This window comes from Candidatus Endoriftia persephonae, from assembly GCF_023733635.1.
GTDB lineage: Bacteria > Pseudomonadota > Gammaproteobacteria > Chromatiales > Chromatiaceae > Endoriftia > Endoriftia persephonae.
Genome location: NZ_CP090569.1, coordinates 1,279,524 through 1,297,380 on the forward strand (window position 1 = coordinate 1,279,524; position 17,857 = coordinate 1,297,380).

Annotated in this window: 22 protein-coding genes; 21 read left to right on the top strand and 1 reads right to left on the bottom strand. The window is 54.9% G+C overall.

Annotated elements, in window-relative coordinates:
* The first annotated feature begins 4 nt into the window (after positions 1-4).
* From L0Y14_RS05785 to L0Y14_RS05875, 19 genes are all read left to right on the top strand, one after another.
* Positions 5-499 (top strand): hypothetical protein, encoded by a 495-nt coding sequence (locus tag L0Y14_RS05785; RefSeq protein ID WP_006474146.1) that lies wholly within the window; start codon positions 5-7, stop codon positions 497-499.
* Positions 500-511: 12 nt separating this feature from the next.
* Positions 512-835: a hypothetical protein gene (locus tag L0Y14_RS05790; protein ID WP_006474145.1), complete on the top strand. Its 324-nt coding sequence runs from the start codon at positions 512-514 to the stop codon at positions 833-835.
* Between the two features lies 1 nt (position 836).
* Positions 837-1,457, top strand: coding sequence for a hypothetical protein (locus tag L0Y14_RS05795; protein WP_006474144.1), 621 nt, complete (start codon positions 837-839; stop codon positions 1,455-1,457).
* Entirely contained in the window at positions 1,454-1,945 is a 492-nt protein-coding gene (locus L0Y14_RS05800; protein ID WP_006474143.1) for an HK97-gp10 family putative phage morphogenesis protein, read from the top strand. Before L0Y14_RS05795 ends, L0Y14_RS05800 begins: the two co-directional genes overlap by 4 nt.
* Positions 1,942-2,388 carry a hypothetical protein gene (locus L0Y14_RS05805; protein WP_006474142.1) on the top strand — a complete coding sequence of 149 codons (447 nt, stop codon included), beginning with the start codon at positions 1,942-1,944 and terminating at the stop codon, positions 2,386-2,388. Before L0Y14_RS05800 ends, L0Y14_RS05805 begins: the two co-directional genes overlap by 4 nt.
* A 10-nt stretch (positions 2,389-2,398) precedes the next feature.
* Entirely contained in the window at positions 2,399-3,133 is a 735-nt protein-coding gene (locus L0Y14_RS05810) for a phage tail tube protein (RefSeq protein ID WP_006474141.1), read from the top strand.
* On the top strand, positions 3,133-3,546 hold the full coding sequence (locus L0Y14_RS05815; RefSeq protein WP_005965815.1) for a DUF6631 family protein: 414 nt from the start codon (positions 3,133-3,135) through the stop codon (positions 3,544-3,546). The genes L0Y14_RS05810 and L0Y14_RS05815 overlap by 1 nt, the downstream gene beginning before the upstream one ends.
* A gap of 435 nt (positions 3,547-3,981) precedes the next feature.
* Positions 3,982-6,294 (top strand): tape measure protein, encoded by a 2,313-nt coding sequence (locus L0Y14_RS05820; RefSeq protein WP_251859272.1) that lies wholly within the window; start codon positions 3,982-3,984, stop codon positions 6,292-6,294.
* Entirely contained in the window at positions 6,291-6,818 is a 528-nt protein-coding gene (locus L0Y14_RS05825) for a hypothetical protein (protein WP_005965808.1), read from the top strand. The genes L0Y14_RS05820 and L0Y14_RS05825 overlap by 4 nt, the downstream gene beginning before the upstream one ends.
* 27 nt (positions 6,819-6,845) lie before the next feature.
* Complete coding sequence (locus tag L0Y14_RS05830; protein WP_039960551.1) at positions 6,846-7,535, top strand: hypothetical protein; 690 nt, start codon at positions 6,846-6,848, stop codon at positions 7,533-7,535.
* Positions 7,535-9,661, top strand: a complete 2,127-nt coding sequence (locus L0Y14_RS05835) for a hypothetical protein (protein ID WP_006474138.1) — start codon at positions 7,535-7,537, stop codon at positions 9,659-9,661. Before L0Y14_RS05830 ends, L0Y14_RS05835 begins: the two co-directional genes overlap by 1 nt.
* A gap of 9 nt (positions 9,662-9,670) precedes the next feature.
* Positions 9,671-10,252 carry a hypothetical protein gene (locus L0Y14_RS05840; protein ID WP_040818961.1) on the top strand — a complete coding sequence of 194 codons (582 nt, stop codon included), beginning with the start codon at positions 9,671-9,673 and terminating at the stop codon, positions 10,250-10,252.
* Complete coding sequence (locus L0Y14_RS05845) at positions 10,252-10,605, top strand: hypothetical protein (protein ID WP_006474136.1); 354 nt, start codon at positions 10,252-10,254, stop codon at positions 10,603-10,605. The genes L0Y14_RS05840 and L0Y14_RS05845 overlap by 1 nt, the downstream gene beginning before the upstream one ends.
* A complete protein-coding gene (locus tag L0Y14_RS05850; RefSeq protein ID WP_040818959.1) occupies positions 10,598-12,280 on the top strand; it encodes a hypothetical protein in 1,683 nt (560 codons plus the stop codon). The genes L0Y14_RS05845 and L0Y14_RS05850 overlap by 8 nt, the downstream gene beginning before the upstream one ends.
* Before the next feature lie 213 nt (positions 12,281-12,493).
* Positions 12,494-12,919 carry a GNAT family N-acetyltransferase gene (locus L0Y14_RS05855; RefSeq protein WP_040818956.1) on the top strand — a complete coding sequence of 142 codons (426 nt, stop codon included), beginning with the start codon at positions 12,494-12,496 and terminating at the stop codon, positions 12,917-12,919.
* 92 nt (positions 12,920-13,011) lie between these two features.
* Positions 13,012-13,707: a response regulator gene (locus L0Y14_RS05860; RefSeq protein WP_138921758.1), complete on the top strand. Its 696-nt coding sequence runs from the start codon at positions 13,012-13,014 to the stop codon at positions 13,705-13,707.
* A 72-nt stretch (positions 13,708-13,779) separates the two neighbouring features.
* On the top strand, positions 13,780-14,679 hold the full coding sequence (locus L0Y14_RS05865; protein ID WP_040818951.1) for a hypothetical protein: 900 nt from the start codon (positions 13,780-13,782) through the stop codon (positions 14,677-14,679).
* A 395-nt stretch (positions 14,680-15,074) separates the two neighbouring features.
* A complete protein-coding gene (locus tag L0Y14_RS05870; RefSeq protein ID WP_040818948.1) occupies positions 15,075-15,536 on the top strand; it encodes a hypothetical protein in 462 nt (153 codons plus the stop codon).
* Positions 15,537-15,778: 242 nt separating this feature from the next.
* Entirely contained in the window at positions 15,779-16,207 is a 429-nt protein-coding gene (locus tag L0Y14_RS05875) for a DUF1810 domain-containing protein (RefSeq protein ID WP_083825127.1), read from the top strand.
* 247 nt (positions 16,208-16,454) lie between these two features.
* On the opposite strand, the gene L0Y14_RS05880 is transcribed toward L0Y14_RS05875, so the two are convergent.
* Positions 16,455-17,192: a hypothetical protein gene (locus tag L0Y14_RS05880; protein ID WP_040818945.1), complete on the bottom strand. Its 738-nt coding sequence runs from the start codon at positions 17,190-17,192 to the stop codon at positions 16,455-16,457.
* A 102-nt stretch (positions 17,193-17,294) separates the two neighbouring features.
* On the opposite strand from L0Y14_RS05880, the gene L0Y14_RS05885 reads away from it, so the two are divergent.
* Both L0Y14_RS05885 and L0Y14_RS05890 read left to right on the top strand, forming a co-directional pair.
* Positions 17,295-17,453, top strand: a complete 159-nt coding sequence (locus L0Y14_RS05885; protein WP_006474133.1) for a hypothetical protein — start codon at positions 17,295-17,297, stop codon at positions 17,451-17,453.
* Between the two features lie 16 nt (positions 17,454-17,469).
* Positions 17,470-17,706, top strand: a complete 237-nt coding sequence (locus tag L0Y14_RS05890; RefSeq protein ID WP_240991596.1) for a hypothetical protein — start codon at positions 17,470-17,472, stop codon at positions 17,704-17,706.
* The last annotated feature ends 151 nt before the right edge of the window (positions 17,707-17,857 follow it).

Consider the following 17,857-nt stretch of genomic DNA (forward strand, 5'->3'; position numbering starts at 1 on the left):
CCCCATGAATGATCCCACTCACATTGATGACCGCGGCCAGATCCACCGCAAGTGGAAGGTCGAGAAATATGCATCTGGCGTCTACGAGGCTGGTGGCGAGCCCTATGAGACCGTCGAGATTCAAGGCAACCTGCTGCTCAACGAAGGCATTCAGCTGCTGGAGGATCTGATGATTGGCGCCGGCGGCACCTCCTGGGACAACGCCAATGCCCGCCTTGGTGTCGGTGACAGCAACGCCGCTGAGGCGGCCACCCAGACCGATTTGCAAGGCACTAACAAGACCTACAAGGCGATGGAGGCGACCTATCCTCAGCGCAGCGGTCAGACGCTGACCTGGCGCTCTGTGTTCGCGGATGCCGAAGGCAATCACGCCTGGGCCGAGGTCAGCCTCTCCAACGCGGCCGACGGCACCGGCGTGAATCTGAACCGCAAGGTGCAGGATCTGGGGACCAAGGCCACCGGCACCTGGACCCTGGAACTGCAGATCACCTTTAGCTGATCGGGGACCACGATGGGTGTCACCGTCACAGCAGTCAATGAGGGCTCACCTGCCTGGTTGACCATCGCGTTCACCGATCGGGATGGCCAGCCGGCGGCACCCTCCAGTGCGGTCTACCGTATCGACTGCCTCTCCACCGGAACAGAGGTCCAGCCCGATACACCGCTCTCCCCGATGGGCGAGTCGGTCGAACTGGAGCTGACTTCAACGATGAACCGGATCATCGATCAGACCAACCGGGAGGAGTGGCGTCTGGTTACGGTCAAGGCCAGCTTTAGCGACGGCACCATCAATGATCGGACAGAGTACGCAGTGAAAAACCTGATGGCGGTGTGACATGGGCGATATGAGCAGAGCGGCACTGAGGCACGACCTGACCGCACTCCTGATGGAGTCGGCAGACAAGTTCAAAGAGCTGGACCTGGAGCGCTTTCTGGAAGCGGCAGCCCACGACCTGAGCCGGGTGCGGCCGCTGTCGCTGCTGGGTGAGCTGGTGTTGGTGGCCGACCAGTGGCTCTATGCTGCACCGGCCGATCTGATCCGACCCCTGGCCTCTTATTGGGGCCTGGATGCGCTCAAGAACCGCAAGCCCTGGGAAGAGCTATGGCCAGGCCGCCTGCCGAGCCTGGGCATGGTCACCCACGGTGGTGTGCGCAAGCTGACACTGACCCCGGCTCCCACCGGGGCACAGATTCTCAAGCTGAGTTCGGCCTACTCATACCGCTACAGCGCACGCTACGCCATTGGGATACAGGCAGCAGATACCACCGTGCCGGAGGAGTCGAGAGAGCTGCTGCTCACCCGCGCCACGGCAGCGGCCCTGCAGGCCCTGGCCAACCAAGGGGTGACCAAGCCGGTGATGTTGGGCAAGGCCGCCATGGGCGGCATGCCGAAGAACGGCTCGCCCGCGGCCCTGGCGCAGGACCTGCTGGATCTGTTTGAGAGAATGGCAGCATGACCACCCTGGCGCTGGAGATCCACAACAAGGGGCTGATGCAGGCGCTCAGCCAGGGCCCTGAGCTGCTAAAAAAGCACGTGCAGCAGGCCGTGCTGCGCAGCGTGATGGAGATCGCCCGGGATGCCCGTCGCAACGCACCCAAAGCTTACAGCACCCTGACCCACTCCATCATTCAACGCATGGTCGACCCACTCACCGGCGAGGTGGTGGCCGGGGTGGATTATGCGCAGATGGTGGAAGAAGGCACCGGCCCCGGCGGCTGGCCGAGCGACCGCACCATGCTCGATTGGATCCACGCGAAGCACATCGAGCCGCGTGACCCGACGATGGATCAGCAGGATCTGGCCTTTGTGATGGCCAGAAGCATTGCCCTGCGTGGCACCCCTGCCCAGCCCTATCTGAAGCCTGCCCTGCAAAGCAACAAGGCCAAGGCGGAGCGGCGCATCAACCGCGCCATCAATGCCGCGCTGAAGGAGATGGGCCAATGATGGGAGCAAAAGCGCTGGAGCGTATCGACGACCGGCTGAATGCCATCCAGCCAGTGCTGGAGGCCGCCCTGCCGGGCCGATTGGTGGAGCGTGGATTCATCCCATACGAGACACGCAGCCAGCCAGAGCTGTTGCAGGGCGTGGTCAACCTGGTGGCCAGCGACGAGGGCCACTACAACGCCGCTCGAGGCATGGCCGCCAGAGAGGGCACCCTGCAGCTGATCCTGTCCTGTCACCTGCAGGTAGAAGAGGCCCAGACCAGCGCCGAGCTGCAGCAGGCCGAGATCGACCTGGCGGAGCAGATCAAGGCTTTCGTGCGTGGTGGGGTACAGGGCATGAGCCTGTCGCTCGAAAGCCTGCAGCTCTCCCGCCAATTGGAACACCCCTACGGCTGGGTGGTGGCGTTTATCAATATCAGGCCGCCTGCGGCCGCAACACAATGAGGCAACTATCATGAGCGAACAATTTGACTCGATCTATTGGCGCGGCCAGGGGCCGCTCTTTCTGGCCGCACGGGACGCCACCGGCCAGCCGCTGGGGTTCAGCTTCGTCGGCGATGTGGAATCCGTTGAGGGCTCCCCCTCGGTCTCACGTCAGGACATCAAGGAGAACGTCACCGGCCAACGCAATACCGCCGCTAGCTTTATCACCGAGCAGTCGACCGACATCACCATCAACTTCAAGTCGGCCAAGCCAACCCATCTTGCCCAGGCGCTGCAGGCAGACCTGACCGTCAAGTCAGCTGGCAACGTCTCCGCCGAGTCCCACACTGCCTACCATGACAAACTGATCAAGCTGGCCAACGTGAAGGTCTCGAACGTGGCGATCTCGGGCTCTGCCGAGGGTACTGATTTCATTACCCATGCGGATGAGGGCATGGTCGAGATCCTCTCCACCGGCAACATCGGCGACGGCGCGGCGATCACCATCGGTTACGACTTTGCTGCGCAGAAACATCTCTCGGCCAACCCCAGCAACACCGAGTTCATGATGACCTTTCCCGGCATCAATACCGCCAATAACGACAAGCGAGGTCGTTGCACCGTCTACCGCATCACCATCGATCCGGCATTCCTCTCCCTGATCCAGGGTGACCAGGAGATGTCGCTTTCGGTCAAGGCCAAGATGCTGATGGATGACTTGCGCCCGGTGGGCGATCAGCTCTATGGCTGGGAATTTGAAGACTGATGGCTGAGGATCTGGAAACCCTCTTCCCGGATGCGGATCTGATCCTCAATGGCGAGCCGGTCACCGTGCGGGAGTACCGGTTCCTGGATGGTCTGAAGGTCGCTGCCATGGCCCAGTCGTTGATGGCCGGCCTGGCTGATCTCTTCCTGGAAGAGACAGCTCCTGAGGCGTTCGACTTTGCAGCTCTCGAGGCGGTGTTCGGCTCCATGCCAGGCCTATTGGTCGAACTGCTGAGCATCAGCACCGGCAAGCCACAGGAGTGGATTGAAACGCTCTCCGATGATGACGGCCACACACTGATGATGACCTGGTGGAGGGTCAACAGCGGTTTTTTCGTCCGCCGCCTGGCTGCCCCGCTGGTAGCCAGGCAAAGGGCGAACGCTCAGGCTGGGGTGGCGTCTTCGCCAAACTGATCCGCCACGGCCATCAGCGGGAGCAGCTGCCGCACTACACCCGGCGGCAGCTGGAACTTTACTTCAGGCAGGCAGAGCGGCAGGAGGCGGCAGACAGGGCCGGTCGGATCGTGGATATCCGGGCGGCCTTGTCGAAGGAGGGGGATCGGTTGATCAAGGCACTACGTGATTGAGCGCAGGCCCATTGGCCAAGTCGCCGGCGTGATGTGCATCTCCAGAGCAAGGGCGCGGGCCACTTTGAGCACCACGGCAAAAGGGGGGTTTCCCTTATCGGACCATGCCTTAGTTGGTTAATGCATTCACAGTGGGCCACGCTGCGTTGTGTAACCAATTGATTTAACCCATAATTAAGCCAAATAAAGGCATAACGCAATCAAAGCGAAAAGCCCGGCAACCGCAGCAGCGGTGCCGGGCTTTTTGCGTTTAGGGGCACCGATGCCAGCTGCAGACAAAGAGTTTCTGATCCGGGTCAAAGCGGATATTGAAAAGGCGGTGGCGGACATGCGCCGCATGGCGGCTGCCGTGGAGAAGGAGGGCAGGAGCGCATCCAAGTCCAGCCGTGGCAATCAGGCGCTGGGCGGCTCTTTCAGAGCCTTAGCGGCAGGGGCTGCGGCCTACTTTTCTGTCGCTACCCTGATTCAGGGGTTGAAGCTGGCGGACGAGTTCAATGTGCTGCAGCAGCGCATCAAGGCCGCTACCCGTGAGAGCGGCGACTACGCGGAGGTCTCCAAGGAGATCTACGCCATCACCCAGCGCAATGGGTCGGCGATGGCGGATACGGTCAGCGTGTTTCAGAGCCTGGCCCGCTCATCCAAAGAACTCGGGGCGGCCAATACCGATATTCTGAAGGTAACCGAGGCGGTGCAGCAGCTGGGCATCATCTCTGGCGCCAGTCAGGGCGCCATGTCGGCCGGCCTACTGCAGTTTGGCCAGGCGATGGCAGCCGGGGTTGTCCGCGCCGAGGAAATGAACAGCCTGCTGGAGAATATTCCCGAGGTAGCCAACCGGATCGCCAAGGGAATGGGCATGACGGTGGGCCAAATGCGGGCCGCGGTACTTGAAGGCAAGCTGCTGAGCAAGGATGTTTTCAACGCCCTGCTGAAACAGGCCCTGGAGATCGCCGACCAGTTCAAAGAGATGCCGCTCTCCTTGGACCGCGCATCGCAGATGCTCTCAACCAGCTTCGGCAACTTTCTCTCTCAACTCGATCAGGCTACGGGATTTACCAGCTTTCTAGCCGAGCAGATGCAGTCCATTGCACGCGGCATGGACAATGCCGGCGAATATATCAGCCCGACCGGCCTGAACCGATTCAACCTGCTGCTGGAGCGCCGCCTGGAGCTGGAAGAGCAGATTAATGGCATTGAGTGGTCGAGCAAGAACCAGCCGACCGAGTCACTCCGTCGCCAGCTGGCGGGGCTAAAGTCTGACCTGGATGCCGTGAATAAAGAGATGGCGGATATGCAGGAGCAGAAGCGCCTCGCATCGATGTCCCAAGAGAGCCAGGCGGCAATTAAGAGCGCCCGCAGTGAGTTGACACAACTGCGCGATGATTTGAGTACGGTTGACACTGAGATAGCAGCAAAATCGACGCAATTGCTCGGCATGGATCCAGTCAACACAACAGCCGAGATGGATCAGCTCGGGGCTGAGCTGGCGCGGCTGAAGAAACGTCAACGCGAGCTGACAAAGGCAGTGCAAGAGTCAGAGTCGGCATACAACAGAGTGCTAAGTGCGGGCGTAGAAAGCACAGGATCGACAAAGGCCCAGCAACAGCAACTGGCCACTCAGATGGATCTGGTTAAGGAGAAATTGCAGGCGCAGATCACACTGTTCGGCCGGCAGAAGGAGGCGTTGCTCGCGGCCAAACAGGCTGCAGCGGAATTTGACGCATTTGCTGCGTCCGCCGCCACGACATTCAAGACCACCGGCGCACCAGAGGCTGATCTTGGACTCAAGGATGTGATGGCGCAGATGCGCACGGCCCGCGCAGCGCTTGATAAGGGCGATAATCAGCAGGCGGTGCAAGAGGCCAAGACCGCACTTGACCTGATCAACAAAGTGAAGGCGGGTGGCAAAGAGAGCGAGGCCATCCTGAAGTATTTCCTTAACCAGGCCACTCTGATCGGGAAGGAGGCCTCGGCCGGTCTGGTAGATGGACAGCAGGCAGCGTTTGAGCAGACAAAGGGGCAGATCACCAGCCTGTTAGCCGATGCGGAGCGGCTGAAGAGCCTGCAGGTGAGCTTCGACCAGGAACAGGCCGCACTGAATGCTGAGTTCCTGCGAGCCAGCCTGCAGGAGGAGTTCAACAACAATCCACTGGAGCTGCCGGTGATCTTGCGCAAGCCAAATACCGGTAATGCCAAGCTGATCGACAAGGCCCTGGAGAACCTCCCAGGCAAGGCTGGCGGCGGCCTGTTGCGCGGCCCTGGCAGCGGCACCAGCGACAGCATTCTGATGTGGGGCTCCAACGGTGAGTACATGATGCGGGAATCCGCGGTGCGCCATTATGGATCAGGCTTTTTCGATCGCCTCAACCAGATGCAGATCCCACGCTATGTCGACGGCGGGCTGATTTCGGCGCCTCAGCCATCCATTAATTTCCCGACACCACAAGCGGCCAGTGGCAGGCCTATCACCTTGGTGCTGAATGGCGACCGCTATGCCGTATCAGCAGATAACGACACCGCCGATCAACTGGAACGGCGCCTTAGCCTCAGCGCCTTGAAACGAGGGAGCCGCCTATGATCCGCACCGCCGTCCTGGCCGGCATTGAGATCCCCCTGCTCGCATCGCTTGATATGCAGCAGACCTACGAGCCGATTGCCCGGGAGACCATCCACCTGATGGGGGATGGTTCTCATCAGAAACAGACCTTTGCTGGCACCCAGGGCAAGGTGCGTAGCGTAATCAGTGGCCGAGGCGCTATCCCCCCAGGGTTGGATGGTCTGGACGCCTCGGTGCCGCTGTTGCTCCAGTGTGGGGCAGAGCGCGCCACCATCAGCCAGGCCACCTCTGTGTTGATCCCCGCCGCCAGGCGCAGTGATGACGGTTACACCCCTTGGGGGCGGGCCTATGTGGAGAGTCGGTGGCAGCCCACAGCGGTGGCGATGACGGGTGACCTGGCTGCGTTGACGCCAGTCCCCAACGCCACCCTCTACCAGGTGCTCTGGTTCCCTGAATTCCAGGTCTTGATCGAGGGCGGGGTGCAGACCAGCGATGACCTGCGGGCGAGTGAGACCCAGTGGCAAGTGTCGCTGCTGCAGGTGTGAGTGGATTTTGATTGAGGAGGCAGTTTTATGGCGGTAAGAACACAGATCGGCTTTGTTGACCAGTGGTCTTCCACGCTGACCGCTGAGCTGGCGTCAGGCGTCGGCAATGGCTACATCGATCCGGCAGATCATGCTGCGATTAGCGCGGCAATCACCGCGGCCGCCCCGGGCCTCATTGACCTGACGCTTGATGATGGCGCCGGGAATTTTGAAGTGGTGCAGCTGACCGCAGCCACGAGCACAGACAGGATCTGGATTACTCGTGCAGTTGGCGGCACAGAGCAAACCTGGCCGATCGGCACGACGATTGAGGCGCGGTTGACGCAGCACGGCATGGGGCAGCTGGTCACGTTCCCGCGCCGTGTCACGCATTACACGCCAGCGGACGCCTGGCCGTACATCAATATCGATGAATCTGAGGCGGTCATTGCGTTTAATGCCGACAAAAATGCAGAAATATCGCTACAGACAGCAATGGGAGGCAGCAACCATTTAATCGAGGTGCTGTTTCTGGTTGATCAGGACGCCACGGGCGGCCACACAATCACATTTTCCGCGTCTGCTTACCCCGAAGGTGTGGCTTGGGCAGGTGGTGTTGCGCCGACAGTCTCTTCTGGTGCGTATCGCCGGGATATTTTTCGATTTTATCGCCTAGATTCTGACCTGTTTTGGAGCGGTGAGGTTGTCGCCCAAAACATCGACATCACGCCGCCATAATGCTCAACCAGGCCCCGCTTAACGCTCACTCACTCAACTCGGCTGCCGGTAACGGTGGGCTGAACGAGGGTGAGGCTGTCCTGCTGCTGGAGCAGATCAGCGCTGAGGCTGGTTCCGGCGTTCTGCTGCTGGAGCAGGTCAGCGCAGAGCCGGGCATCGCTACGCTGTTGCTGGAGCAGATATCAACCGGACAGACCGGCGCCGCCTATCTCCCGCTGCAGCAAATCAGCGCCGAGGTGGGTGAGGCAGACCTGCTGCTGGAACAGAACAGTGTGCAGAACACAGGCCCGGCAACGCTGCGGCTTCAGCAGGCCAGTATTGTCGAGGCAGCCCCCACGCTCTATCTGCAGCAGGCGAGCGTCGAGGATGCTGCTGTCAGCCTGTGGAGGCTGTTTGCAGTTGTTGATGGCGTGGACATCAGCGCCAATCTCACCGGCAGCTGGAGCGTGGATGCCGAAGAAGGCGCGGCTCGCGTCGCGCAGATCACTGTGGTTCCGCCGGCCGGCCCCATTGACCCGCTGGACTGGGTGCGGCGCAACATCACGTTGCACTATGCGTCGGTTGACGCCGCCGGGGTGCCGCGCTGGTCTGCTCTGCTGTTTGCCGGGATCGTCGATGTTCCGGAGTATGACCCCAACACGCGGCTGCTCACGCTCAGCTGTACAGACCAGCTACAGGAGCGATTTGAGCGCATGGATGCTGCTGGGGTGGAGGCGACTGTTGGTGGGTACTATTCGCCAGTGATTTTTGATGAGACGGCAGACGGCTGGCAGCAGGCTCAGGATCGGTTATCGACACAGCAGGCCGCTTATGATCTGGACGTATCAGGCACCGGCAGGCTGACTGACTGGGTGCCAAAGGCAACCGCAGATTTTTCCCACGCCTCGGCTGACCACATCGACGGCACGCGACAGCTAGAGCTGGCTGATGGCCGTGCATTGGTCAACCAAGTGACGATCAATTTTGATTTCCGCTTTCAACGTCTTCGGCAACGAGATTATCAATACAACTGGCAGATGAATCCGCCAATTGGCTGCGAGTATCTCTACAATCCATTCGTCCTGCCGACTCGGGCAATGATCAAATCAGCCGCCGAGGCAACCGGGTGGGCGGTGCAATCTGTCGGCTACGTTGATCTCCCCCCGCCACAGTTTTTTACCTGCTACAAGGGCGGTGCGGCCTCGCAAATCGGCTGGGGAATCAGTCTCCAGAACACATTTTACGGCACCGTGGCTGTTGCTGATCCAGATCTCGCGCTGCTGTGCCAGGGCGCTTATATCAAGCTGTCGAAGCGCTGGGCGCAAACGATCACCGAGACATACAGCATCACAGTCAGATCCGACCGCAGCGTGTCGCAAAACGGCACGATTGGAGCGGAGCTGAGCGGCAGCCTGGAGGCCGAGGCTGATACCGACACCTGGGAGCAGGATAGTCGCTTCACCGGGCTGTCTGTCGGTGCGACGGCGGCGCCAAATGGGGACTGGTCAAAAGACGCAGTGACGGGCGAGGCAGATGGACGCGCCGCGCTGGAGTCGGCCCTAGAGACCCTGCAGGCGCGTGCGCGGGCGAGCATCGCCGCCAGCCACCGGCATAATTACGTCAGCTGGCAGGTGCCCCTGTCGGCGCAGATTGATCGGCATCAAACAGGCGAGATATCAACACCCGGGCTGACAGCAAAGGGGAAGGTGTTTCAGGTTGTCCACAGCGGCGATATCGGCACTGGTGAGGCGGTTACTGATATCACTATCGCGCTGAGCCGCACGGGCGGAACGGGGGCGAATAACGACGATCTGCCGCAGGCACCGCCAGCACCAGACACCGAGGCAGACCCTGCAGCAAACCAGGGTCCAGCCGTACTGACCGCGGGCAATGCCGGGATGCACATCGGTGGCACCCAGGGAGCGCCGCCGTTCAGTGATGATCGGGCGGGGTTCGTGACGAATTACCAGTACGACAGCAACCGCACAGACTGGTTTGATCCAGAGGCCCCAGGCTCTGTGGTTTACCCAGTGCAGTTCCGCGTGCCAACGCCTGAGATCGAGGATGAGGCGCGCCAGGCGAAGCAGGCGATGCAGGAGCAGACGCTCAATGTCGCTGTCCGCGTCGATCAACTATCAATCACGTAGGAGGCCAGCATGGCTATCGATTTTAAATTTTGGGCTGACGCGGGTTTGGCAGGGGTGTTGACTCAGATCTCTAGCCAGCAGCTGGTTGACGGGAGCAGTGCGGCAAATGATTTTGTCGTCTATTTCGGGGCTCAGTCCGCATCAGTCAAAGCCGAAAACAGCACGGACCCAGGAACCGCTCAGCTCCAGGTCACAGTCGCCAGCAACGTCGCAGATTGGGCAGCCGGCGCGGTGGCTGCAAATCAGATCATGAAGCCCACCGTTGGCAACGGCTACAAATACCAGGCGCAGGGCTCAGGCACCGCCGTTACAGAGCCGGCCTGGCCGACGACCATCGGCGCGACAGTGGCCCAGGACGGCATCACGTATGAGTGCATCGACGAGATCCACGAGCCCGCGGAGTGCGTTTTGTCTGCTGACTCAGCCGGCCTTGGTACAAACACCCCAGGTGCCGCGCTTGATATCGGCGTATCCGTGACTGGCGGCGTCGCTGTCCCCATCTACCTGCGCGTAGATCAGGGCGCGCACCCATTTGGCACATATACAGATATAAAAATTGTGGTGCCTGACCTGCTGCAGTCTGCGATCTGATGGCTAAGCCGAAGCCAAACCGCTCTCGGGCCCTACAGGATCGCCTGAATAGCCTCACCAGCCGCTATGGCAGATGGCGCAACAAGAGCCACGCTGAGCGGCTCGGGAGCCCACTGGAGCGACCGCAGATCCCAGCTGGGGTTGGTGTGGGCGTGGCGGAGAAGGCCGGCGGCACTGGCGGTGGTATCGCGTCGCCGCTGACTGAGCAGCCAAACACACGCGTTTTTTTCGATCAGCCAATCACCAGCAGCGATGGGCTTTTTATCTTCGATGATCTGGTACCACAGACCGAAAAATATACCGACGCAGATGGGGCAGAGGTCGTGATCAATAAAGCCAATCCCTATGGCTAGATGTGGTTTCCCGTTCCATGGGCTTGTGCGCGGCGGGAAGCTGATGCTACCGAACGGGCAGGAAATCAATTATGAGCAGCCGCCTGGAGTCACCATTGATAATTTGTATGAAGCTGGCGGCGGCAACGTCACGCTCTTAAAAATTCCGGGGCACACAATACCTGCTCGCTCTGATCCAGAGATTGCGCGAGATGAAAGGCACGGCTGGGAATGGCGCGACCATGCGTTGCTGTGCGGTGGGCGGCGGCGCTTGGGTGGGCAGGATGTCGGTAACATCTATATCGACACAAACGGGGTGCCGTGGCGCGTCTTGGTGTCGTTCTACGCCACTGATACCGGCGTGACTTTTCTGGTGCGGCTGATTGGCCTGCTCGGCAGGTTTCCGCTCAGCCGAGAATTCGTCGATCTGACGCTCATTGATTATGCGCAGCTGCCGCAGCCTGTTGACCCGCCGTGGACCCAGTGGCCTGTGATTACTCTTAGCGTGCCGAACTATCTGGCGACCGAGGCAAACAGCACCGGCAGCCGGGTGTTGTGCCACCTGTATAGCGGCGCGTTCAGCGGCGATTATTACCCGGACAAAAGCGGCAATTACCCAAACGTTGCGCAGCTCATGGGGGTATACGCTCTGACGATCTCCGGTGCTGGCAACATTGATGATGACCAGCTCCCGCTTGGGGCTGGTATATCGGCATCCGTGGCGCTGTATAAGGACAGCGCGGCCCTATCTGTTACGCAGACGTTAGGCTATCAATCCACCATCAGCGTTGACGAGACACGCCTAAATGCCGCGGGGCTGCCGACACTCACGGATGAGGTTACAGATTGTTGCTCACCGCCGTGCTCTGGCTCTGAGGCGACATATCAAGCGACAGGTGATTGGGTGTGGCCAGGCACAACGACAACGCACACGCTGAGCCATGGATACGGCACAGAAACGCGCAACGTCCTGCGAATTGTCTTTGATAGCACAGATTCAGAAGTTGAAATAGCCGAGACAATCCGGCACGAACGCACAACAACTTTTGATCGCACCCATACTGGAAGCGGCCAGCGAGTTGAGAATTTTGGAAGCGATTGCCCTGGCACGCTGCCTCCAGGCTGCGTTAGTTCATCAGGTGTGATGCAGGAGATTGAAGCGGCAACGAGCGTGACGACTGACAGCTATAGAATCGACGCTGGCGGTGTGCACATAGCATCCGCTCCTGACCGCGTTAATTCTGTGTCATCACTGCAGACAGACAGCCTCACGTTTACCTGCTCGGGGACAACGTGGAATGATCCCTATATCGTCAGCACCGCATATTCGGTTACCCAGCGCGTGACGCTTGGCGGCACTGTTTTGCGTGACGAAACCAGCTCCGATATCTATTATGATTCTAGCGACGTGCAGCATCCCGGTGACGACCCAAAGGGTATGGTTGCTGAGTTTGGGTTTGCGCTAACGTCTGGGCAGATTGCCAGCCTGATCAGCAAGCGGGGGGTGTACCCTTCGGCGGGCGCCGATATCGAATACACCGAGATAAAGATAGGCCCACACGTAGCCGCGCAGGCCAGCAGCCCGGCTGTTTGGGTAGCCCCCAACATGACGTATTGGTATCTCGGCATCCACGGCAGCTATCAGCCAGTGACACAAGAGATAGAGATAGACCAAGAGCCTGTTTGTTTTGTGTGAGGGATCAAACCTGCTACCGTGATGGCTGCCTGGCAGTTTATTACGCAATAGAGCGTGGTAGTGCTATCTGTAATAGACTGCCGCGGCCTATCTCTCTGTTATGTGCAAAAAGTTGATTTACCACTATTGGATGTTCTGGCAATAAAATGAGTATCAAAATTGAATATAACATTATCAGAAAAGAGGAGTTAAGCGACCAAACTCGAACTATTTTTGCAGAGGCACTTAAAAAAACAAGGAAAAGTAAAAGGCGACTTATCTATAAAAGCAGATAGATGCAAGATTATCTGTATAGCAAAAATTAATGAAGATATAGCAGGTATCGGAGCTATTAAGATAAAAACGAAATCTGATTTTTCTAATGAAAAAGCATCAGTGCCAGAACTAAGTAATGCTTTTGAGTGGGAGCTAGGGTATTTATATGTTAATCCAGATTATTCAGGTAAAGGCATCGCTACAAATGTCACACGCATGCTTATAGATAGCTACGGCAATGGTAACCTTATGGCAAGTACCGAGATCTCCGCAAATCCTGCTATGGTAAAAATACTAGAAAAATTTGGTTTTCGCCTTTTTGGTAAGCCATGGAAAAGCGGTATTCATAAAAACTATCTTGGCTTATTCTTAAAGTTCGAATAATGGTAATACACTATGAGCAGGCACATAACAAGCGCATTCAGCGGACGCAAAAAACGCGCCGCTGATGCTGGTCGTTGGGCATAGTAAAGAATATGGAAAACACAGCAAAGTTGATTGAAGCCCTTGCATCGTTGATGTGGCCAATACTAGCTATGTCGGTTGCATGGTTTGCGCGAGAGCCTATTAGTTCGGTCATCAAGTCGTGGGCTTGGAGAAAATCGACTCTCAAGGTTGGGGATTTGGAAATTTCAATTGACGACTACAATCAACAACAAAGAGGTCTAATTGGAGACCTGCAAGACAAAATTATTGCAATAGAAGATCGGATAAATAATTTACCAAAAACAGAGCGTATTCTCACTGAGAAAGTGATAGTCGAAAATTCTAAAAATATAATTAGTTCAGTATTGTGGGTTGATGATCACCCTGAGAATCATATTCAGATTATTGAGCAACTGAACAACAAAGATGTGTCTGTAATTCAAGAGAAAACTACAGACGATGCAATTTCGCGTCTTTCAGTATCAAAATTTGACTTAATAATTACTGATATGCACAGGGTTGAGTTTGGAAAGGTGCACCATGAAGCGGGAATGGAGCTAATTAAGGCAGTTAGAGAAAGAAAGCTTTCTACACCAATGATAGTTTTCTTTGGCCGTAGCAGAAAGCCTGTTTATCGTTACAAAGATGTAGCAATTGAGGCTGGAGCAAATTTGGTGACATCATCACCCACAGAGCTAATGTCAGCCATAGAATTGCCCAACAAAGTGCTCCAGCCGCCCCCTTAAAGCGCTGCGCGCCTCAAGGGGCGGCTGAGCACAAGCGTTAGCTGATTATTTGTAACTTAGAGGAAAATAGAGATGGCCAAAATAGTCTATAAGTCCATGATATTGGTAACAATATCGACTGTTCTAATTATTACTTCTATTCCTGCAATTTCAGTCGAAACAGATAATGACAAGGTGTCGGCTAAGGTTGAAGAAAATACTCGATCCAATAGTGGTATAAATGGCCTTGAAGTAGTACGGATGAAGCTAAAAAGTGCTATTGATAGATACAATAATGGAGACTTTGATGATGCCAAGCATGATTTGGAAGTCGCCATTGAATGGCTAAATAAGGCATCACAAACTAGCAAGACTGAAAAGTCCCGAGAATCATCCCGTCAATTGGCTGTAAAAATAGATGCATTTAAAAAACAACTAAAGCAATCCTCGGCGGAAAATGAAAATACTTTAACTCGTTTTTGGCATCAGTCTACTGCAATAATTGGGCGAGAGATAGATCAACTAATTCATGGTTATGTTGAATTAGCAACTTCCGAAAAAACTCTTAAACATCTTCTTGATGCAAAAATGCACCTATATACTGCGGAACACGATCTACTTGTTAGTCACAATGTTAAAGATTCTGCACAAGAACTAGATAGCGTGCTTAAATACTTGGATAAGGCCGATCAGGTCGCTAAAAAGCCGATACAGAAAGAAATTAACGATTTAAATACAAAAATAAATCTATTAAAGGAGCAGGTAGAACAAAGTCATGAGGCGTGGAAAGATAATGATGAAATTTTATATCTCAACCAGGCGAAAAAGAGCCTAGCAAAGGCCAAAGACAAGGCGTCGCCGCAAACTAAATTGCGAATTGAGTTAATTGAAGCCGATATTCAAACATTACGGGCAGATATTGAAAGAAGAAACATTAAGAATAACTATGAATCTTGCATGGCAACGTTGATGGATATTATAAACGAATTATAAGTACAGGAGGCTCAAGTTATCAGCTAACAAACGCTTGCGCTCGGACAAAATGAAGCTACGTCGCTTTGCTCCTTCACTTTACTTTGCCGGTGAAGCGAGTCGTTGGGCAGTTAAGGTAAGGCAATGAATGCAGGATGGTATTCACTTGAAGTAAAGTCATTATGTTTAAATTACTAGAAAAACAAAGCTATCTTGTAGTGCTCCTGGTATTAGGGATAGTTCTTGCTATCATTTCAATTTTTGATGTTGAAGATATATCTAAATTTTAGGTCGAACCTCGTAATCCAATTATTTGGATTGTGCTCATATTTGGGGGCGCGCTAGTTGGTTTTTCGTTGTTTTTCTATGCTCAAGATCGCTTAACGTTGGGTTGGTTTAAATCGGCTTCAGTTCGTATGAATGACGGTTACTTACAGGCAAACTATGGTCACAGTCAAATAAACATCGCTTTTGGCAGGATTCAAGAAGTGGCCAAGGATATCCCAAAGAGCATGGTTGTGCTTCCTGCTAATGAATATTTTGATGATGAGTGTATTAATGATTCAAATAGCTCACTTGGTGCATACGTTCAGTCTGTTTTTCCGAATCAAGCCAGTGAAATTCAGCGACTCATACAGGAGGAGCTCATCTCCGTTAAGTCACGAAAAATTGAGAAAGAACCTGGCGTGATGCAAGGTAGCTATGGAGTCAGATTTGGTGTCTTTCTAAAAGAGTCTCTGCATTCACAGCAACCTGTATTGTTTATTTCTGTTACTACTAAGCGCTCTGGAGAAGGTTTGCGGGCAGAAATGTCGCATATCTTTGAAGCTGTTAAAGAGATTCAGAAAGTTGCGGCAGACCATAGAATTGAGTCATGAGTCAGTGTGTATTCCTATTATGGGTACGGGGCACGGTGGCTTGCGTAAAGAGGTGGGGCTTTTTTCACTTTTGTTAGCTATATGCGATGGTGTTTTCAAATTATCTGGCCATCATATTAAAAAATACTATGTAGTAGTGTATCGAGCTAGCACTAGAGAAAAACCGGTAATATCTATAAACACTTCAAAGCGCATATTGAAGGCTGCTACTGGCCTTTTTACTTAATAAAGAAAATATGGATATGGAAGATAAATATAATTTGCAAAGATTTCTTTCAGCCCAGGGAGAAAATATTGAGGGAGTATTGCAGGAACTTAGGCGGGGGCAAAAGCGGGGGCATTGGATGTGGTACATGTTTCCACAAATTAAATGCCTTGGGCATAGTTCAACATCGGAGTACTACGCCATTCAAAGTGCATCTGAGGCGACTGCGTACTTACAACATCCAGTGCTTGGCTCAAGGCTTGTTGCTTGCACAAATACCGTCAATGAACACCAGGATCTAACAGCAGAGCAAATATTTGGGTATCCAGATTATCTAAAGTTCCGTTCAAGTATGACCTTATTTAATATAGTGGCTGGAAATGACAGCCCGTTTTCTCATGCACTGGATAGATTCTTTGAGGGTGAACCTGATAAACGAACTCTTTCGATACTAGAGTCACTGTGAAAATACGGCATTTTTGCGAGAATGCCCAACAATCACATGCACTCGGACAGAAAAAAGCGTCGCTCGTTCCTCGCTATGCTTTTTTCTGTCGGTGATGTGAGGCGCTCGATCACCAGTACTGGCTATCCCAGCTTCGTAAAGCAAACCCCAATTTGTTCAGGAGCATGCGCAACATAATCAGTGAAATGGGTATCAGGTGATGATGAGTAAATCACCATACAAGGTAAGCTTGCTGGTTGTAAAATTGCTAAAGCTGAAGGCTTTCGGCGATTGCCAGTAGGCGTTTTTTGTCTTCATCGCTGAACCTGCGGAAGATTTTCAGCAGGAGCTTTTCTTGTTTTGTGAGGTGGTCTTCTGTGTCGGCGGTGGGGGTGAATTGGTCGAGGGTATCGGTTTCTTGCCAGGCTTGAGCATTGGCGAATAGGCCTTCTTCTTTTCTCCAGCCGATGAGTTCGTAGTTTCCCATGGCGCCTCGTTCGAGGCGCTCGTATTGTTCATCTGTGATTTTTAGCGTGTAGAGGCGGCTGCCGGTTTCTGTTGCCTGGGCTGCCCGTTCCAGGGTGGCTTTTCCCAGGTGGCCGGCGATGATCTCGACCTGGGTGAAATCTACGCGTCTTCCCTTTATTTCAAAGTGACTGTGCTGTGCCAGCAGAAGGGTGAAGCCCTCGCTGTGTTCGCCAGTGACTATTGCAATCACCCAGCCATCCCCTTCACACAGGGCATCCAGCAGCTCGGCACCATCCTCGTCTGAGAGGGCATAGGCGACGTAGAACGGTGCGCCCTTGCCTTCAGTTAGCCAGATCAATGAGGCGTTTTCGGTGCGTGAGATTGCGCGGAGTACGTCAGATGACGGTGTGCGCCCTGCATTGCGAAGCGCATTGATGGTTGCTTTTGTCAGTCCGGTGGACTCAAGCCACGGGGTGATATAACGCCCGCCTGATAGAAAATTAATTTTTGATAAGAAATCGTTATGAGCAGATGGCATGTCGTCGCTTGACCGGTAGCGAATGCGCTACTAAGGTAGTGTTAACGGTACCCGACGAAATCGCAGGAACATAAAACAGCATCCTAAATCATGGAGCGTGAAATGAAAAACATCCAGCGACCCAAAACCTTGTTTGTGGACCCAGCTATTCACAAACGCCTCAAACTGCTGGCGGCGGAGAGAGGTACCTCTGTGAAAGATCTGGTCGAGGCCTTTGTTCAAGCGGGGCTGGAACAAGCAGAACAGAAAAATGCGGCTTGAGACTAAGGAAACAGAAATGGACTTGCCACAACAACTCTACAACGAGGCCTTTGGCCCTGGTGTTTATCGCACCCCGCGCAGCCGCGCCTACGAGGAGGGGGTGATGTCGGCCTTGGTCTATCGCTTTAATGGCGAGCGCATGTCGCGGCCCTATGAGGTCGGCACTGCCGAAGCCGATGCCTGGTTCGCCGGAACCCGTGAAGGGCATCGGCGCTGGCGAGATTGGCAGGAGAAACAGGCGGCAGCCGCCTGAGAGAAGAGAGGCCCCAGCCGGTGCGGCAACACTGGCTGGGGCGAACGAGGCAGCAGGACTTGGCTTGAGCACCTTCATCCGTACATCCTCGCGTGAAATAGGGTAGTCGATCTCTCCATACGCGAAAAGCCTAGTCCGCTGTCTCTCACTG

Excerpts from the sequence above, each read along its gene's own strand:
- L0Y14_RS05790 (WP_006474145.1), top strand. The coding sequence starts at position 512 with ATGGGTGTCACCGTCACAGCAGTCAATGAGGGCTCACCTGCCTGGTTG.
- L0Y14_RS05820 (WP_251859272.1), top strand. The coding sequence starts at position 3,982 with ATGCCAGCTGCAGACAAAGAGTTTCTGATCCGGGTCAAAGCGGATATT.
- L0Y14_RS05875 (WP_083825127.1), top strand. The coding sequence starts at position 15,779 with ATGGAAGATAAATATAATTTGCAAAGATTTCTTTCAGCCCAGGGAGAA.
- L0Y14_RS05810 (WP_006474141.1), top strand. The coding sequence starts at position 2,399 with ATGAGCGAACAATTTGACTCGATCTATTGGCGCGGCCAGGGGCCGCTC.
- L0Y14_RS05870 (WP_040818948.1), top strand. The coding sequence starts at position 15,075 with ATGAATGACGGTTACTTACAGGCAAACTATGGTCACAGTCAAATAAAC.
- L0Y14_RS05890 (WP_240991596.1), top strand. The coding sequence starts at position 17,470 with ATGGACTTGCCACAACAACTCTACAACGAGGCCTTTGGCCCTGGTGTT.
- L0Y14_RS05865 (WP_040818951.1), top strand. The coding sequence starts at position 13,780 with ATGGCCAAAATAGTCTATAAGTCCATGATATTGGTAACAATATCGACT.
- L0Y14_RS05800 (WP_006474143.1), top strand. The coding sequence starts at position 1,454 with ATGACCACCCTGGCGCTGGAGATCCACAACAAGGGGCTGATGCAGGCG.
- L0Y14_RS05795 (WP_006474144.1), top strand. The coding sequence starts at position 837 with ATGGGCGATATGAGCAGAGCGGCACTGAGGCACGACCTGACCGCACTC.
- L0Y14_RS05785 (WP_006474146.1), top strand. The coding sequence starts at position 5 with ATGAATGATCCCACTCACATTGATGACCGCGGCCAGATCCACCGCAAG.
- L0Y14_RS05830 (WP_039960551.1), top strand. The coding sequence starts at position 6,846 with ATGGCGGTAAGAACACAGATCGGCTTTGTTGACCAGTGGTCTTCCACG.
- L0Y14_RS05805 (WP_006474142.1), top strand. The coding sequence starts at position 1,942 with ATGATGGGAGCAAAAGCGCTGGAGCGTATCGACGACCGGCTGAATGCC.
- L0Y14_RS05880 (WP_040818945.1), bottom strand. The coding sequence starts at position 17,192 with ATGCCATCTGCTCATAACGATTTCTTATCAAAAATTAATTTTCTATCA.
- L0Y14_RS05840 (WP_040818961.1), top strand. The coding sequence starts at position 9,671 with ATGGCTATCGATTTTAAATTTTGGGCTGACGCGGGTTTGGCAGGGGTG.
- L0Y14_RS05860 (WP_138921758.1), top strand. The coding sequence starts at position 13,012 with ATGGAAAACACAGCAAAGTTGATTGAAGCCCTTGCATCGTTGATGTGG.
- L0Y14_RS05815 (WP_005965815.1), top strand. The coding sequence starts at position 3,133 with ATGGCTGAGGATCTGGAAACCCTCTTCCCGGATGCGGATCTGATCCTC.
- L0Y14_RS05845 (WP_006474136.1), top strand. The coding sequence starts at position 10,252 with ATGGCTAAGCCGAAGCCAAACCGCTCTCGGGCCCTACAGGATCGCCTG.
- L0Y14_RS05850 (WP_040818959.1), top strand. The coding sequence starts at position 10,598 with ATGGCTAGATGTGGTTTCCCGTTCCATGGGCTTGTGCGCGGCGGGAAG.
- L0Y14_RS05885 (WP_006474133.1), top strand. The coding sequence starts at position 17,295 with ATGAAAAACATCCAGCGACCCAAAACCTTGTTTGTGGACCCAGCTATT.
- L0Y14_RS05825 (WP_005965808.1), top strand. The coding sequence starts at position 6,291 with ATGATCCGCACCGCCGTCCTGGCCGGCATTGAGATCCCCCTGCTCGCA.
- L0Y14_RS05835 (WP_006474138.1), top strand. The coding sequence starts at position 7,535 with ATGCTCAACCAGGCCCCGCTTAACGCTCACTCACTCAACTCGGCTGCC.